This is a genomic window from Pseudomonas sp. B14(2017), from assembly GCF_002113255.1.
Lineage (GTDB): Bacteria > Pseudomonadota > Gammaproteobacteria > Pseudomonadales > Pseudomonadaceae > Aquipseudomonas > Aquipseudomonas putida_Z.
The window spans coordinates 210,797-227,496 of the sequence record NZ_NEJY01000010.1 but is presented as its reverse complement, the minus strand read 5'-3'; the positions used below and the strand labels follow the sequence as shown (position 1 = coordinate 227,496).

The following is a 16,700-nucleotide window of genomic DNA, read 5'->3' as shown; positions in this document are numbered from 1 at the left end:
GGGGGGCGGTGTGGGCTTCTTCGCGGGCTTGCCCGCTCCCACAGGAGTTACACAGGCCTCAGGGGGTGTGCAGTTCCTGTGGGAGCGGGCGAGCCCGCGAAGCAGGCGACGCGGATCGAGATCAGATGCGGAAGCTGCCCACCAGGTGCTTCAGGCGGCCGGCCTGCTGCTCCAGGTCGGAGCAGGCACGTAGGGTGGCCTGCAGGTTTTCCACGCCTTCCTGGTTGAGCATGTTGATCTCGTTGATGTCCATGTTGATCGCCTCGACCACGGCGGTCTGCTCTTCGGTGGCGGTGGCCACCGACTGGTTCATGCCGTCGATCTCGCCGATGCGCACGGTAACGCTGTCCAGCCGCTCACCGGCCTGGTTGGCGATCTGCATGCTGTCCTGGCTGTGGCGCTGGCTCTGGTCCATGGTCTCGACCGATTCGCGCGCGCCGACCTGCAGTTCTTCGATCATGGTCTGCACCTGTTGCGCCGACTCCTGGGTGCGGTGCGCCAGGTTGCGTACTTCATCGGCGACAACCGCAAAACCACGCCCGGCTTCACCGGCGCGGGCCGCTTCGATGGCCGCGTTGAGCGCCAGCAGGTTGGTCTGCTGGGAAATGCTGGTGATCACCTCGAGGATCTGGCCGATGTTGACGGTCTTGCTGTTCAGCGTCTCGATGTGCGCGCTGGAAGTGACGATCAGGTCGGACAGGCGGTTCATTGCCGCAATGTTGCGTTCCACCACCTGCTGCCCTTCTTCGGCCAGCAACCGCGCCGAACTGGCGTGCTGCGAAGCCTGGGCGGCGTTGCCGGCAATTTCCTGGGCGGCGGCGCCCAGTTCGTTGATGGCGGCGGCCACGCTGTTGGTGCGGTTGGACTGTTCGTCGGAGTTGGTCATCGACGAGTTCGAGGCACTGATGACCCGCAGGGCTACTTCGTTGACCTGCTCGGTGGCCGAGGACACTTCGCGGATCGAGCTGTGAATACGCTCGACGAAACGGTTGAAGGCGCTGCCCAGGATGCCGAATTCGTCATGGTTGTGGATACGCAGGCGCTTGGTCAGGTCGCCTTCACCTTCGGCGATGTCCTCCATGGCGCGGGTCATGGTGTGCAGCGGCTGCATCAGCACACGGATCAGCAGGCCGAGCAGGCCGATGATGATCACCACCGCCACCAGCGTGGCGATCACCGCCGAGGTGCGGAAGGTGCTGAGCATCGAGAAGGCCTTGTCCTTGTCCACCGACAGGCCGATGTACCAGTTGGCCGAAGGCAGGCCGGTGATCGGGGTGAAGGTCAGCAGGCGGGCCTGGCCTTCGCTCTGCACTTCGGTCAGCTCACCGGTCAGTTTCGGCGTGTGCTGCGGGAACAGGTCCGACAGCGACTTCATCACCAGGTCTTTGTCCGGGTGCACCAGGATCTTGCCCTGGTCGTTGACCAGGAAGGCGTAGCCCATGCCGCCGAAGTTCAGCGAGTTGATGATCTGCACCAGGCCGTCCAGGGCCAGGTCGCCACCGACCACGCCGACACTGGCGGAAACCTTGCTGAGGATGCCGATGACCATCTTGTTGGTGGTCATGTCGATGTACGGCTCGGTCAGGGTCGCGCCGGCGGCATTCATGCCGTCCTTGTACCAGGGGCGGGTGCGCGGGTCGTAGCCGTCGGGCATTTTCGAATCAGGGCGCACGCTGAAGCCGCCGTCGACCTTGCCCAGGTAGACGGTGAGGAAGCTGGAAACCAGCGCATTCTGGCCCATCAGGGTTTCGGCGTTGGTCGGGTCCTGGGCTATGTTCTGTGCCAGGTTTTCCACCAGCTTGATACGGCCTTCGAACAGGTTGCGGATATTGGTCGAAGTGGAAGCGCCCATTTCAGCCAGATAGTTTTCGAGGTCCTCGCGGATCGCATTACGCTGGAGGTAATCGTTGTAGAGCGTGAAAAGGCTGAAGGCGAGTATCACGATCAGTGACGCTGCCAAAAGAATCTTGTGGCTGAAACGAAGGCTTTTGTTCATGGCGTAATCGGTTCCGCTAAGGTTTCATATCAGGCGTTTGCACGCGTGGAGTCGCAAAGCAGTGCAACATCCCGAAAAAGTCCCTTTTCGGTTGTTCCTCTCTATTAAGGCGAATATCACCCACAGGTATCGGCCGAATTACGGTAAAGCTTGAGCAGAGGATTAAAGAGATGTCGGAAATTTCGACCATCGTTGTAGGTGCTGGCCCGGATGGCCAGCCAGTTGGGCAAGCGATGAGGCTGGCTAACCGCCATGGCCTGGTGGCGGGCGCGACGGGTACTGGCAAGACCGTCACCCTGCAGCATCTGGCGGAAGCGTTCAGTGACGCGGGGGTTGCGGTGTTCGCCGCCGATGTCAAAGGTGACCTGTGCGGCCTGGGCGCTGCTGGTGCGCCGCAGGGCAAGGTGGCTGAGCGCATCGCCGGCATGCCCTGGCTGGGGCACAGGCCCCAGGCTTACCCGGTGAGCCTGTGGGACATTGCCGGGCAGTCCGGCCACCCGCTGCGCACCACCCTCAGTGAAATGGGGCCGCTGCTGCTGGGCAACCTGCTGGAACTGACAGACAGCCAACAGGCGGCGCTGTACGCGGCGTTCAAGGTGGCCGACCGTGAAGGCCTGCTGCTGCTCGACCTCAAGGACCTCAAGGCGCTGCTCGCGCACCTGAAGGACAACCCGCAATTGCTGGGCGAAGACAGTGCGCTGATGACCACGGCCTCCACCCAGGCGCTGTTGCGTCGATTGGCGACCCTGGAACAGCAGGGCGCCGAGGCGTTGTTCGGTGAACCGGGGCTGCAGCTTGAGGACCTCCTGCGGCCAGACCCGGATGGCCGTGGGCGTATCCACCTGCTGGACGCCAGCCGGTTGGTTCACGATGCCCCCAAGGTGTACGCGACCTTCCTGTTGTGGCTGCTGGCCGAGTTGTTCGAGCAACTGCCCGAGCGCGGTGATGCCGACAAGCCGGTGCTGGCGTTGTTCTTCGATGAAGCGCACTTGTTGTTCAACGATACGCCCAAGGCATTGCAGGATCGCCTGGAGCAGGTGGTGCGGCTGATTCGTTCCAAGGGTGTGGGGGTGTACTTCGTTACCCAGTCGCCGGGGGACTTGCCAGATGCGGTGCTGGCCCAGTTGGGCTTGCGCATTCAACATGGCTTGCGGGCGTTCACTGCCAAGGAGCAGAAGTCGCTGCGGGCGGTGGCTGATGGCTTCCGCCCCAACCCGGCGTTCGACACCCTGGCGGTGCTGACCGAACTGGGCATTGGCGAGGCGCTGGTGGGGACGCTGGAAGAGAAGGGCACGCCTGCGATGGTGCAGCGGGTACTGATTGCACCGCCGCAGTCGCGTATCGGGCCGTTGAGTGCGGCTGAGCGCAGTGCGCTGATTGCCGATTCGCCGCTGGCGGGGCGTTACGACAAGCCGGTGGACCGTGAGTCGGCGTATGAGATGCTGACCCAGCGTAAGGGCGAGCCGGTGGAGCCCGTGCCGCAACCCAAGGCGGATGAAGAGAGCTTTGCCGACAAGGCTGGTGAGTTCTTGCAGAGTGCGGCAGGGCAGGCCATCAAGTCGGCGGTGCGCCAGGCGGCCAACCAGTTGGGGCGGCAGTTGGTGCGAGGGTTGATGGGGTCGTTGCTGGGGGGCAAGAAAAGGTAGTTTGCCTGTACCGGCCCTATCGCCGGCAAGCCAGCTCCCACAGGTACTGCACAGGCCTTGCGGGCGGTGCAGTACCTGTGGGAGCTGGCTTGCCGGCGATAGGGCCGGTACAGGAATGACACCTATGAAAAAGGCGCCCTTCAGGCGCCTTCTTCTTATTGCGGTATCACTCAGCCAATGGCTTTGGACGCCAGCCAGAACAGGCCGGCCGCCAGGCCCATCGACGCAGGCAGGGTCAGTACCCAGGCCAGCAGGATGGTCTTCACGGTGCCGCCTTGCAGGCCGCTCTTGTTGGCGACCATGGTGCCGGCCACGCCGGACGACAACACGTGGGTGGTCGATACCGGCAGGGCGAAGATGTTGGCCATGCCGATGGCGCAAGCCGCGGTGATCTGCGCCGACATGCCCTGGGCATAGGTCATGCCCTGCTTGCCGATCTTCTCGCCAACGGTCAGTACCACGCGCTTCCAGCCGACCATGGTGCCCAGGCCCAGGGCCAGGGCGACGGCCACGATCACCCAGAACGGGGCGTACTCGGTGGTGGCGGTCAGGTCTTTGCGCAGTTTTTCCAGGTCGGCCTTTTCACGGGCTTCCAGGCCTGGCAGCTTGCCGACCTTCTTCGCCGTGTCGTCCAGGCACAGCAGGTAGCGGCGCACTTCGACACGCTTGTCGGCACTCAGGCTGTGGTAGTCGGTCACGCCCTGCAGCGAGGACTGCAGCGCGGCAATGGTCGGCTCGGTCTGCTGCGGGTTGCAGCTGAACTGCTCCGGCAGGTCGCTGGACTTGGCTTTGCCCAGTGCCAGGAACTCGCCCAGGGTGGCGGCGTTGCGCTGGTAGAACTGGCTCATGTGCAGGGTGGCGTCGCGGGTACGCTCGATCTGGTAGGTGGTGCTGTTCAGGTCGAGAACGAACTTGGCCGGGACGATACCGATCAGCACCAGCATGATCAGGCCGATGCCTTTCTGGCCGTCGTTGGAGCCGTGCACGAAGCTCACGCCCATGGCCGAAACCACCAGTACCAGGCGGTTCCAGAACGGCGGGTGCTTCTTGTCGTCGAGCTTGCGGCGCTGCTCGGGGGTCTTGTGCATCTTCGACAGCGGGCGCCACCACTTCAGGCCGATCAGTACCAGGGCGGCAACGGCGAAGCCGGCCATCGGCGAGACCACCAGCGACATGGCGATGTCGATCGCCTTCTGCCAGTTGACGCCGTCGCCCAGCGGGATGTCGTTGATCAGGGCGTTGGCCAGGCCGACGCCGAGGATGGAGCCGATCAGCGTGTGCGAGCTGGAGGCGGGGATACCGAAGTACCAGGTGCCCAGGTTCCAGGTGATGGCCGCAGCCAGCAGCGAGAAGACCATGGCCAGGCCGTGTCCGGTGTTCACATTGATCAGCAGCTCTACCGGCAGCAGGTGCACGATGGCATAGGCCACCCCGACACCGCCGAGCAGAACGCCAAGGAAGTTGAACACGCCGGAGAAGAACACGGCGAGGTGCGGCGGCATGGCTTTGGTATAGATGACGGTAGCTACCGCGTTGGCGGTGTCATGAAAGCCATTGATGAACTCGAAGGCGAGCACGAAGGTCAAGGCGAGCAGCAGGCTCACCAACACCCAGGCATCCAGTCCGCTGAATAATTCGATCATGAAGGTTGTCTGGCGGTCTTAGGGGGGCGGGATTATGCCAGAAAACCTTGGCAATCGATGCATCCGCGACAGACCGACGGCAATCTTCCTGTCGGGAGCGCGATGTGCACGGTGGGGCGTGCAGGCAGGGAAATGTCCGCTAAAACGCGAAAAACCTGGCGAAAACCGGCAAAAAGCTGGAGAAAAAGCCGCTTCGCTTCTGTTCAAACGGCCGTATGAAATTTGTGTAATTCCATTTCACCTTCGGCCGGACAGTAAAGATCGACCGCGCCCGGGCTGGCCGGGCGACGACGCGCTGGCGTGGTCCCGGGGTCAGGGAGTGTCGCTGCGCAGTTCCTTTTCCATACGTTCCAGTTCCTGGCTGAAGGCCTGGTCGCGCACGCTCGCGCGCTTGCGCCAAGGTTTGCGTTCCGGATCCGGTTGTGCGGCGTAAGTGGTGACTTCGCCACCGTAAACATCCTTGTAACGTTCAGCCTGGCGCTCGAGTTCCGCGCGCAGTTCATCTTTCGTCACAGTAGTACCTGAATTAAGTTTGATGAGTGTTGTTATGCGCTGTGCAGCGTGCACATGCCTTGCTGGCCGCAACGGCTTGATACAGCGGAAGGTTCCATTGCCACGGCATCGTCGAGGCCTGCGCAATCGATTATAGCAACCGATATTTCGCCGAACATCGTTATTTACCCAACCCTGACATCACCAGACGCAAGTAACGCAATGCATCCGACTACAGTTTGGCCCTTTCGTACAAGTTTGAAAGGCAAGACGGACAAAAGTTCGTTGCAATGCAGCAGCGGGACCGTCGACCGGGAGGGTAATGAAAAACGGCCTCGCCAAAAGGCGAGGCCGTTGCCTGGGGACTTCTACGGTGGGTACCTGACCAGTCTCTCCAAAGAAGCCACAAGTGGCATGAGAAAGGTATAAGTAAAAGTGTCAGCGGTCAATTGCGATTATCGGCCGTTTGTTCGATAATCGCACGAGTGGGCGTTTTTTTTGAGGTGTGCGATGAGTGACGAAACCCTGGCCAACGATTCCGTCAATCCAGAGTCGGGCAACCCGGAGCAGGGGCGATCTGCCTCGGCAGCCCTGGCACCGCCGATCGTGGCTTCCCCGGCAAAGCGCATCCAGGCCTTTACTGGCGACCCGGACTTCATGACCTCCCTGGCGCGAGGCCTGGCTGTGATCCAGGCTTTTCAGGAACGCAAGCGTCACCTGACCATCGCCCAGATCAGCCACCGCACCGAAATCCCCCGTGCGGCGGTACGCCGTTGCCTGCACACGTTGATCAAGCTGGGTTACGCCACCACCGACGGGCGCACCTATTCACTGTTGCCCAAAGTGCTGACGCTGGGGCATGCGTACCTGTCGTCGACGCCGCTGGCGATTTCCGCCCAGCCTTACCTGGACCGCATCAGCGACCAGCTGCACGAGGCGGCCAACATGGCCACGCTCGAAGGTGACGACATTCTTTATATAGCCCGTTCGGCCACCGTGGAGCGGCTGATTTCGGTCGACCTGTCGGTGGGCGGGCGCCTGCCGGCCTATTGCACATCGATGGGGCGCATTCTGTTGGCGGCCATGGACGACACCAGCCTGCGGGAATACCTGGAACGTGCCGACCTGAAGGCGCGAACCAGCCGTACCTTGCATGACCCCGAGTCGCTGTTCGCCTGTATCCAGCAGGTGCGCGCCCAGGGCTGGTGCGTGGTAGACCAGGAGCTGGAGCAGGGGCTGCGCTCGATTGCGGTGCCGGTGTATGACGCCTCGGGGCAGGTGTTGGCGGCGTTGAATGTGAGTACCCATGTCGGGCGGGTGACGCGCAGTGAACTGGAGCAGCGGTTCTTGCCGATCCTGCTGGCGGCCAGCCGGGACCTTTGCCATCAGTTGTTTGGCTGAGCCTGCAGGGGGCGCATAGCGCCCCCTTTCAAATTTAGAACAGGCAAAACCGTTTCCTGTGCGATAAACGCACAGTGTCGTTCGCGGTCAATTGCGCCACCACCGCCCGCTGATTAATGTCTCTCGCAACGGTCGGCTGTGCCGACCGAACAAGAAAAACATAATAAGAGGCACTTACATGAATACTGTCCCCTCGCTGCCGCGGCCGCACCCGCGCGCGGTACCGTTATATCCAGGCTGACGCCGGCCGCATTCCCTCAAACTACCGTCCTCTGTACCGGTTTATCGCGTGCAGTGGCCTGGCTGTGCCCCTCATTCTGGATAACAACAATGAACCAAGCGCAAACCAACGTCGGCAAAAGCCTCGACGTCCAGTCGTTCATCAATCAGCAGCCGCTGTCCCGCTACCAATGGCGGGTGGTGTTGCTGTGCTTCCTGATCGTCTTCCTCGATGGCCTGGACACCGCCGCCATGGGCTTCATCGCCCCGGCCCTGTCGCAGGAGTGGGGGATTGACCGCGCCAGCCTCGGCCCAGTCATGAGTGCTGCATTGATCGGCATGGTTTTCGGTGCCCTCGGCTCCGGCCCGCTGGCGGACCGGTTTGGCCGCAAGGGCGTGCTGGTGGGGGCGGTGCTGGTATTTGGCGGCTTCAGCCTGGCCTCGGCCTATGCCACCAACGTCGACCAGTTGCTGGTGTTGCGCTTCCTGACCGGCCTGGGCCTTGGCGCAGGCATGCCCAACGCCACCACGCTGTTGTCTGAATACACCCCCGAGCGCCTCAAGTCGCTGCTGGTGACCAGCATGTTCTGCGGCTTCAACCTGGGCATGGCCGGTGGTGGTTTCATTTCCGCCAAGATGATCCCGGCTTACGGCTGGCACAGCCTGCTGGTGATCGGTGGCGTGCTGCCGTTGCTGCTGGCACTGGTGCTGATGGTATGGCTGCCGGAGTCGGCGCGGTTCCTGGTGGTGCGCAATCGGGGCACCGACAAGGTGCGCCAGACCTTGTCGCCCATCGCGCCGCAGGTGGTGGCCGAGGCGGGCAGCTTCAGCGTGCCGGAGCAGAAGGCGGTGGCAGCGCGCAACGTGTTCGCGCTGATCTTCTCCGGTACCTACGGCATGGGCACCATGCTGTTGTGGCTGACCTACTTCATGGGCCTGGTGATCGTCTATCTGCTGACCAGCTGGCTGCCAACCTTGATGCGCGACAGCGGCGCGAGCATGGAGCAGGCTGCCTTCATCGGCGCACTGTTCCAGTTCGGTGGCGTGCTGAGTGCCGTCGGCGTGGGCTGGGCAATGGACCGCTTCAATCCGCACAAGGTGATCGGCATTTTCTACCTGCTGGCCGGGGTGTTCGCCTACGCCGTCGGGCAGAGCCTGGGCAACATCACCGTATTGGCCACGCTGGTGCTGGTTGCCGGCATGTGCGTGAACGGCGCCCAGTCGGCGATGCCTTCGCTGGCGGCGCGCTTCTATCCGACACAGGGCCGCGCCACAGGGGTATCGTGGATGCTGGGTATCGGCCGCTTCGGGGCGATTCTCGGGGCCTGGAGTGGCGCGACGCTGCTGGGGCTGGGCTGGAACTTCGAACAGGTGCTGACGGCGTTGCTGGTGCCGGCGGGGCTGGCGACCGTGGGTGTGATCGTGAAAGGGCTGGTGAGCCACGCTGACGCGACCTGACGCAGTGGCCTCATCGCCGGCAAGCCAGCTCCCACAGGAATGTATCAGGCCCCGAGCCGGTGCGGTACCTGTGGGAGCTGGCTTGCCGGCGATGAGGCCAGTACAGGCAGTGAGGGGAGATAGGTAGGGATGCAACAAATGGTTCGATAATCGCACAAATAGTCGATTATCGGATTGTAAGCCACCCACCAGTCTCCTTAATCTGAGCTCACCGAAGCACCCTGACCAGGAGTCTCCAAATGGCTGCAATTCTCCCGCTTCACGAAGCCGTGAAGCAGTTCATCCAGGATGGCGATACCGTCGCCCTCGAAGGTTTCACCCACCTGATCCCGACTGCCGCCGGCCACGAGATCATCCGTCAGGGCAAGCGCGACCTGACTCTGGTGCGCATGACTCCGGACCTGATCTACGACCAGCTGATCGGCGCCGGTTGCGCCAGCAAGCTGATCTTCTCCTGGGGTGGTAACCCGGGTGTCGGTTCGCTGCACCGCCTGCGTGATGCCGTCGAGAAGCAATGGCCACACGCCATCGAAATCGAAGAACACAGCCACGCCGACCTGGCCAACGCCTATGTCGCCGGTGCTTCTGGCCTGCCGTTCGCCGTGCTGCGTGCCTACGCCGGCTCCGACCTGCCGAAGGTCAACCCTCTGATCAAGAGTGTCACCTGCCCGTTTACCGGTGAAGTGCTGGCAGCCGTGCCGTCGGTGCGCCCGGACGTGACCGTGATTCACGCGCAAAAGGCCGACCGTAAAGGCAACGTGCTGCTGTGGGGCATCCTCGGTGTGCAGAAGGAAGCCGCCCTGGCCGCCAAGCGCTGCATCGTCACCGTCGAGGAAATCGTCGACGACCTGCAGGCCCCGATGAACGCCTGCGTGCTGCCGACCTGGGCGCTGAGCGCGGTATGCCTGGTACCTGGTGGTGCGCACCCGTCCTATGCCCACGGCTACTACGAGCGTGACAACCGCTTCTACCAGGCCTGGGACCCGATCGCGCGTAGCCGCGAATCGTTCACCGCCTGGATCGACACCTACATCCGTGGCACTGCCGATTTCAACGAATTCAAGGCCAAGCTGGCCAGCACTGCGGAGGCCGCACAATGAGCTACTCCACTTCCGAAATGATGACCGTCGCCGCAGCCCGTCGCCTGCGCAACGGTGCTGTGTGCTTCGTCGGCATCGGCCTGCCATCCAAGGCTGCCAACCTGGCGCGCCTGACCTCATCGCCAGATGTGGTGCTGATCTACGAATCCGGCCCGATCGGCGCCAAGCCCAGCGTGCTGCCGCTGTCGATCGGCGACGGCGAGCTGGCCGAAACCGCTGACACCGTGGTGCCGACCGGCGAGATATTCCGCTACTGGCTGCAAGGTGGGCGCATCGACGTCGGCTTCCTCGGCGCCGCCCAGGTCGACCGCTTCGGCAACATCAACACGACTGTGGTCGGTGACTATCACGCCCCGAAAACCCGCCTGCCGGGTGCCGGTGGCGCACCGGAAATCGCCGGTTCCGCCAAGCAGGTGCTGATCATCCTCAAGCAGTCGCCGCGTGCCTTCGTCGACAAGCTGGACTTCATCACCTCGGTTGGCCACGGTGAAGGCGGCGACTCGCGCAAGCGCCTTGGCCTGCCAGGCGACGGCCCGGTCGGCATCATCACCGACCTGTGCATCATGGAGCCGGAAGCCGGCACCCACGAATTCGTCGTCACCGCGATCCACCCGGGTGTGACCCGCGAGCAGATCATCGCCGCCACTGGCTGGGCGATCCGCTTTGCCGACGATGTGCAGACCACTGCCGAACCTACCGAAGTCGAGCTGTCCGCCCTGCGTGACCTCGAAGCCCGTACCGCCGCGGCCCATGGCCAGGTGGCAGGAGAAGCCTGATGCGCGACGTATTCATCTGTGACGCCATCCGTACCCCGATCGGCCGCTTCGGCGGCGCCCTGGCCGGCGTGCGGGCCGACGACCTGGCCGCCGTGCCGCTGAAGGCGCTGATCGAGCGCAACCCGAGCGTGCAGTGGGATCAGGTTGACGAAGTGTTCTTCGGCTGCGCCAACCAGGCCGGTGAAGACAACCGCAACGTGGCGCGCATGGCGCTGCTGCTGGCCGGCCTGCCGCAGAGCATCCCGGGCGTTACCCTGAACCGCCTGTGCGCGTCGGGCATGGATGCCATCGGCACTGCCTTCCGCGCCATTGCCAGCGGCGAAATGGAGCTGGCGATTGCCGGCGGCGTCGAGTCGATGTCGCGTGCCCCGTTCGTCATGGGCAAGGCCGAAAGCGGCTATTCGCGCAACATGAAGCTCGAAGACACCACCATCGGCTGGCGTTTCATCAACCCACTGATGAAGAGCCAGTACGGTGTGGATTCCATGCCGGAAACCGCCGACAACGTGGCCGACGATTACCAGATTTCGCGTGCTGACCAGGACGCCTTTGCCCTGCGCAGCCAGCAGAAGGCAGCTGCCGCCCAGGCTGCCGGGTTCTTCGCCGAAGAAATCGTGCCGGTGCGTATCGCGCACAGGAAGGGTGAGACCATCGTCGAGCATGACGAGCACCTGCGCCCGGAAACCACGCTGGAAGCCCTGACCAAGCTCAAGCCGGTCAACGGCCCGGACAAGACCGTCACCGCCGGCAATGCCTCGGGCGTGAACGACGGTGCCGCGGCGTTGATCCTGGCCTCGGCCGAGGCGGTGAAGAAACACGGCCTGACCCCACGTGCCCGGGTACTGGGCATGGCCAGCGCCGGTGTTGCACCGCGGGTGATGGGCATTGGCCCGGTGCCGGCAGTGCGCAAGCTGACCGAGCGCCTGGGTGTGGCGGTGAATGATTTCGATGTGATCGAGCTCAACGAAGCCTTTGCCAGCCAAGGTCTGGCGGTGCTGCGTGAGCTGGGTGTGGCCGACGATGCACCGCAGGTGAACCCCAACGGCGGTGCCATCGCCCTGGGCCACCCGCTGGGCATGAGCGGTGCGCGCCTGGTGCTGACTGCGCTTCACCAGCTGGAAAAGAGCGGTGGGCGTAAAGGCCTGGCGACCATGTGTGTGGGCGTTGGCCAAGGTTTGGCGCTGGCCATCGAGCGGGTTTGACCTGTACCGGCCTCTTCGCGGGCACGCCCGCTCCCACAGGGGAACCACGCCTCCCACTGTGGGAGCGGGCGTGCCCGCGAAGAGGCCGGTCCTGCCAGACTCAAGGCCAATTGCCAGGCAAATAGCGGAACGAGTGTGTTACCAGGTGTGTCTAGAATTACCTGCGACCCTCCAGGAGTAAACTCACCATGACCTCAGCCTATTACACCGGCGAAGAACGCAGCAAACGCATCTTCGCTATCGTTGGTGCCTCTTCAGGCAACCTGGTGGAATGGTTCGACTTCTACGTCTATGCCTTCTGCGCGATCTACTTTGCCCCGGCTTTCTTCCCCTCCGACGACCCCACCGTGCAGTTGTTGAACACGGCAGGCGTGTTCGCCGCGGGCTTTCTGATGCGCCCCATCGGTGGCTGGATCTTCGGCCGCCTCGCTGACCGCCATGGTCGCAAGAATTCCCTGATGATCTCGGTGCTGATGATGTGCTTCGGCTCGCTGATGATCGCCTGCCTGCCCACCTATGCCAGCATCGGCACCTGGGCCCCGGCGCTGCTGTTGCTGGCCCGGCTGATCCAGGGCCTTTCGGTAGGCGGCGAATATGGCACTACTGCCACCTACATGAGTGAAGTGGCCCTGCGCGGCCAGCGCGGCTTCTTCGCCTCGTTCCAGTACGTGACCCTGATCGGCGGCCAGTTGCTGGCGGTGCTGGTGGTGGTGATCCTGCAGCAGCTGCTCACCGAAGAAGAACTGCGCGCCTGGGGCTGGCGCATTCCGTTTGTGGTCGGCGCCATTGCTGCGCTGATCTCGCTGATGCTGCGCCGCTCGCTGCATGAGACCAGCAGCGCCGAAACCCGCCAGGACAAGGACGCCGGCACCATCAAGGGCCTGTTCCGCGACCACGCGGCGGCCTTCATCACCGTGCTCGGCTATACCGCGGGCGGTTCGCTGATCTTCTATACCTTCACCACCTACATGCAGAAGTACCTGGTCAACACCGCTGGCATGACTGCGAAAAACGCCAGCTACGTGATGACCGGCGCGCTGTTCCTGTTCATGGTGCTGCAGCCGTTCTTCGGCATGCTCTCCGACCGCATCGGCCGGCGTAATTCGATGATGCTGTTCGGCGCCCTGGGTACGCTGTTCACCGTGCCGTTGCTGATGGCGCTGAAAACCGTGAGCAGCCCGTTCATGGCCTTCGTGCTGATTACCCTGGCGTTGTGTATCGTCAGTTTCTACACCTCGATCAGCGGGCTGGTGAAGGCCGAGATGTTCCCGCCGCAGGTGCGCGCACTGGGTGTGGGCCTGGCCTATGCGGTGGCCAACGCGGCGTTCGGCGGTTCGGCCGAGTACGTGGCCCTGGGCCTGAAGACCTTGGGCATGGAAAACACTTTCTACTGGTACGTGACGGCGATGATGGCGATTGCCTTCCTGTTCAGCTTGCGCCTGCCGAAGCAGGCTGCGTACCTGCACCACGATAATTAAGGACGTGGCATGACCAACCAACTGTTCGACGCCTACTTCACCGCACCGGCCATGCGCGAGATCTTCTCCGACCGTGGCCGCCTGCAGGGCATGCTCGATTTCGAAGCGGCGCTGGCGCGGGCCGAGGCGGCTGCCGGGCTGGTCCCGCATAGCGCGGTAGCGGCCATCGAGGCGGCGTGCCACGCCGAGCGCTATGACGTTGGCGCGCTGGCCAATGCCATCGCCACTGCTGGCAACTCGGCGATCCCGCTGGTGAAGGCGTTGGGCAAGGTGATTGCCAGTGGCGTGCCCGAGGCCGAGCGCTATGTGCACCTGGGCGCCACCAGCCAGGACGCGATGGACACTGGCCTGGTCCTGCAGTTGCGTGCTGCCCTCGACCTGATCGAAGCCGACCTCGGCAAGCTGGCCGATACCCTGTCGCGCCAGGCCTTGCAGCACGCCGACACGCCGCTGGTGGGGCGCACCTGGCTGCAGCATGCCACCCCGGTGACCCTGGGCATGAAACTGGCCGGTGTGCTGGGCGCCTTGACCCGTCACCGCCAGCGCCTGCAGGAGCTGCGCCCACGCTTGCTGGTGCTGCAGTTCGGCGGTGCCTCGGGCAGCCTGGCGGCTTTGGGCAGCAAGGCGATGCCGGTGGCCGAAACCCTGGCCGAGCAGCTAAAGCTGACCCTGCCCGAGCAGCCCTGGCACACCCAGCGCGACCGCCTGGTGGAGTTTGCCTCGGTGCTGGGGCTGGTCGCCGGTAGCCTGGGCAAGTTCGGCCGTGATGTCAGCCTGCTGATGCAGACCGAGGCGGGGGAGCTGTTCGAGCCTTCCGCGCCGGGCAAGGGTGGGTCTTCGACCATGCCGCACAAGCGCAACCCTGTCGGCGCCGCGGTGCTGATCGGTGCCGCGACCCGCGTGCCGGGGCTGGTTTCGACGCTGTTCGCCGCCATGCCCCAGGAGCATGAGCGCAGCCTCGGCCTGTGGCATGCCGAATGGGAAACCCTGCCGGACATCTGCTGCCTGGTATCTGGTGCGCTGCGCCAGGCCCAGGTGATTGCCGAGGGCATGGAAGTGGATGCCGCGCGCATGCGCCGTAACCTCGACCTGACCCAGGGCCTGGTGCTGGCCGAAGCGGTGAGCATCGTCCTTGCCCAGCGCCTGGGCCGCGACCACGCCCACCACCTGCTGGAGCAGTGCTGCCAGCGCGCGGTGGCCGAACAGCGCCACCTGCGCACCGTGCTGGGTGAAGAGCCGCAGGTCAGCGCCGAACTGTCCGCCGAAGAACTCGATCGCTTGCTCGACCCTGCCCATTACCTGGGCCAGGCCCGCGTCTGGGTGGCGCGCGCCGTGTCCGAACATCAACGTTTCACTGCCTGAAGGAGACCGCTGTGGCGCACTTGCAACTGGCCGATGGCGTTTTGAATTACCAGATCGATGGCCCGGAAAACGCCCCGGTGCTGGTCCTGTCCAACTCGCTCGGTACCGACCTGGGCATGTGGGACACGCAGATTCCACTGTGGAGCCAGCACTTGCGCGTGCTGCGCTACGACACCCGTGGCCACGGTGGGTCGCTGGTCACTGAAGGCCCTTACAGCATCGAACAGCTGGGCCGTGACGTGCTGGCCCTGCTCGATGGGCTGGATATCGCCAAGGCGCACTTCGTCGGCCTGTCGATGGGTGGCCTGATCGGCCAGTGGCTGGGCATCAATGCCGGCGAGCGCCTGCACAGTCTGACCCTGTGCAATACCGCCGCCAAGATCGCCAACGACGAGGTGTGGAACACCCGTATCGACACCGTGCTCAAGGGCGGCCAGCAGGCCATGGTCGACCTGCGCGATGCCTCCATCGCCCGCTGGTTCACCCCGGGCTTCGCCCAGGCCCAGCCAGCGCAGGCCCAGCGCATCTGCCAGATGCTGGCGCAAACCAGTCCGCAAGGTTATGCCGGCAACTGTGCGGCGGTGCGTGATGCCGATTACCGCGAGCAACTGGGCCGTATCCAGGTGCCGGCGCTGATCGTTGCCGGTACCGAGGACGTGGTGACCACTCCGGAGCACGGCCGCTTCATGCAGGCCGGTATCGCGGGTGCCGAGTACGTCGACTTCCCGGCGGCGCACCTGTCCAACGTCGAGATCGGCGAGGCGTTCAGCCGCCGCGTGCTCGACTTCCTGCTGGCTCACTGAGGATACCGCCATGGACGAGAAACAACGTTACGACGCCGGCATGCAAGTACGCCGCGCAGTGCTTGGCGATGCCCACGTGGACCGCAGCCTGGAGAAGCTCAACGACTTCAACGGCGAGTTCCAGGAGATGATCACCCGCCACGCCTGGGGGGACATCTGGACTCGCCCTGGCCTGCCGCGCCATACCCGTAGCCTGATCACCATCGCCATGCTGATTGGCATGAACCGCAACGACGAGCTGAAACTGCACCTGCGCGCGGCGGCCAACAACGGCGTGACCCGCGACGAGATCAAGGAAGTGCTGATGCAGAGCGCGATCTATTGCGGCATTCCGGCGGCCAATGCCACCTTCCACATGGCTGAGTCGGTGTGGGATGAGCTGGGCGTGGAGTCGCGACAGCAGTAATGCCTGTACCGGCCCTATCGCCGGCAAGCCAGCTCCCACAGGGATTGCATCAGGCTTGAGGGCAGTGCAGTCCCTGTGGGAGCTGGCTTGCCGGCGATAGGGCCATGGAATGTTTACATGGCCGCATTCTTCTGCCGCATGGCCACTGGGCCGGCGTTGTTTTCCACGGCTTGCTTCAGGGCCGGGCACAGGCCAAGCATGAATGCCGCTTCTGCCACCACGAACAACGGCCCGATGATCAATCCGCTGACATCGTCGACAAACGCCGGCTTGCGGCCTTCGTAGTAATGGCCGACGAACTGGATGATCCAGCCCACCACGAACGCCCCCAGCCCGGCACCGAGCCACAGCGCTGTCGTCTGCATCGCCAGCACCTGGCCGACCCACAGGCATAGCCCAAGCAACAACCCCATCACCAGGCCGAAGCGCAGGTCCAGGCGCAGGTAGAACCAGACCGAGGCTGCCGCCGCCGGCAGGGCAGGGGACAGCCACATGCCGGCTACCTCCCAGCCAGGGCGCGACAGCAGGATGGTGACCGCCAGCACGATCATCGGGATGCCGACGAAGTGGGTGGCGATGTTGCGTGGGTCGCGGTGGTAGCTGGCGTATTGGCTCAGGTGGTCGACGAGGGTTTTCATTGTTGTGCCTCCCTGTTCAGCTTTGTTTTGCCTGAACCGGCCTCTTCGCGGGCTTGCCCGCTCCCACAGGATCACCACAG

The 16,700-nt window shown here is 63.7% G+C and carries 13 protein-coding genes and 2 pseudogenes; 10 read left to right on the top strand and 5 right to left on the bottom strand.

Features of this window, described 5'->3' with window-relative positions:
* Positions 1–121 precede the first annotated feature (121 nt).
* Both CAG34_RS29445 and CAG34_RS29440 read right to left on the bottom strand, forming a co-directional pair.
* Positions 122–718 (bottom strand): annotated as a pseudogene (locus CAG34_RS29445) (methyl-accepting chemotaxis protein); the annotation flags it as partial.
* A gap of 261 nt (positions 719–979) precedes the next feature.
* Positions 980–1,996 (bottom strand): annotated as a pseudogene (locus tag CAG34_RS29440) (cache domain-containing protein); the annotation flags it as partial.
* A gap of 170 nt (positions 1,997–2,166) precedes the next feature.
* On the opposite strand from CAG34_RS29440, the gene CAG34_RS12890 reads away from it, so the two are divergent.
* Positions 2,167–3,642: a helicase HerA-like domain-containing protein gene (locus CAG34_RS12890; RefSeq protein WP_085590384.1), complete on the top strand. Its 1,476-nt coding sequence runs from the start codon at positions 2,167–2,169 to the stop codon at positions 3,640–3,642.
* A gap of 170 nt (positions 3,643–3,812) precedes the next feature.
* On the opposite strand, the gene CAG34_RS12885 is transcribed toward CAG34_RS12890, so the two are convergent.
* Both CAG34_RS12885 and CAG34_RS28995 read right to left on the bottom strand, forming a co-directional pair.
* Entirely contained in the window at positions 3,813–5,285 is a 1,473-nt protein-coding gene (locus tag CAG34_RS12885; protein WP_085590382.1) for an inorganic phosphate transporter, read from the bottom strand.
* A 312-nt stretch (positions 5,286–5,597) separates the two neighbouring features.
* Positions 5,598–5,798, bottom strand: coding sequence for a hypothetical protein (locus CAG34_RS28995; protein ID WP_003259583.1), 201 nt, complete (start codon positions 5,796–5,798; stop codon positions 5,598–5,600).
* A gap of 489 nt (positions 5,799–6,287) precedes the next feature.
* Here CAG34_RS28995 and pcaR point away from each other — a divergent pair, with 489 nt between their 5' ends.
* From pcaR to pcaC, 9 genes are all read left to right on the top strand, one after another.
* The gene (pcaR, locus tag CAG34_RS12875) at positions 6,288–7,178 is read left to right on the top strand and encodes a pca regulon transcriptional regulator PcaR (RefSeq protein ID WP_025340494.1); all 891 of its coding nucleotides are present in this window, start codon (positions 6,288–6,290) and stop codon (positions 7,176–7,178) included.
* 330 nt (positions 7,179–7,508) lie between these two features.
* Positions 7,509–8,855: an MFS transporter gene (locus CAG34_RS12870; RefSeq protein ID WP_025340493.1), complete on the top strand. Its 1,347-nt coding sequence runs from the start codon at positions 7,509–7,511 to the stop codon at positions 8,853–8,855.
* 239 nt (positions 8,856–9,094) lie between these two features.
* Positions 9,095–9,955, top strand: coding sequence for a CoA transferase subunit A (locus CAG34_RS12865; protein WP_015271654.1), 861 nt, complete (start codon positions 9,095–9,097; stop codon positions 9,953–9,955).
* A complete protein-coding gene (locus CAG34_RS12860; RefSeq protein WP_015271653.1) occupies positions 9,952–10,731 on the top strand; it encodes a CoA-transferase subunit beta in 780 nt (259 codons plus the stop codon). The genes CAG34_RS12865 and CAG34_RS12860 overlap by 4 nt, the downstream gene beginning before the upstream one ends.
* Positions 10,728–11,933 carry a 3-oxoadipyl-CoA thiolase gene (gene pcaF / locus CAG34_RS12855; protein ID WP_178080880.1) on the top strand — a complete coding sequence of 402 codons (1,206 nt, stop codon included), beginning with the start codon at positions 10,728–10,730 and terminating at the stop codon, positions 11,931–11,933. Before CAG34_RS12860 ends, pcaF begins: the two co-directional genes overlap by 4 nt.
* A gap of 188 nt (positions 11,934–12,121) precedes the next feature.
* Positions 12,122–13,411, top strand: coding sequence for an MFS family transporter (locus CAG34_RS12850; protein ID WP_085590378.1), 1,290 nt, complete (start codon positions 12,122–12,124; stop codon positions 13,409–13,411).
* Between the two features lie 9 nt (positions 13,412–13,420).
* The gene (locus CAG34_RS12845; protein WP_085590376.1) at positions 13,421–14,773 is read left to right on the top strand and encodes a 3-carboxy-cis,cis-muconate cycloisomerase; all 1,353 of its coding nucleotides are present in this window, start codon (positions 13,421–13,423) and stop codon (positions 14,771–14,773) included.
* 11 nt (positions 14,774–14,784) lie between these two features.
* Positions 14,785–15,576: a 3-oxoadipate enol-lactonase gene (pcaD, locus tag CAG34_RS12840; protein ID WP_015271650.1), complete on the top strand. Its 792-nt coding sequence runs from the start codon at positions 14,785–14,787 to the stop codon at positions 15,574–15,576.
* A gap of 10 nt (positions 15,577–15,586) precedes the next feature.
* Positions 15,587–15,982: a 4-carboxymuconolactone decarboxylase gene (pcaC, locus tag CAG34_RS12835; RefSeq protein ID WP_003259581.1), complete on the top strand. Its 396-nt coding sequence runs from the start codon at positions 15,587–15,589 to the stop codon at positions 15,980–15,982.
* 113 nt (positions 15,983–16,095) lie between these two features.
* Here pcaC and CAG34_RS12830 read toward each other — a convergent pair whose 3' ends face one another.
* Positions 16,096–16,620, bottom strand: a complete 525-nt coding sequence (locus CAG34_RS12830; RefSeq protein WP_085590374.1) for a DUF962 domain-containing protein — start codon at positions 16,618–16,620, stop codon at positions 16,096–16,098.
* Positions 16,621–16,700: the final 80 nt, after the last annotated feature.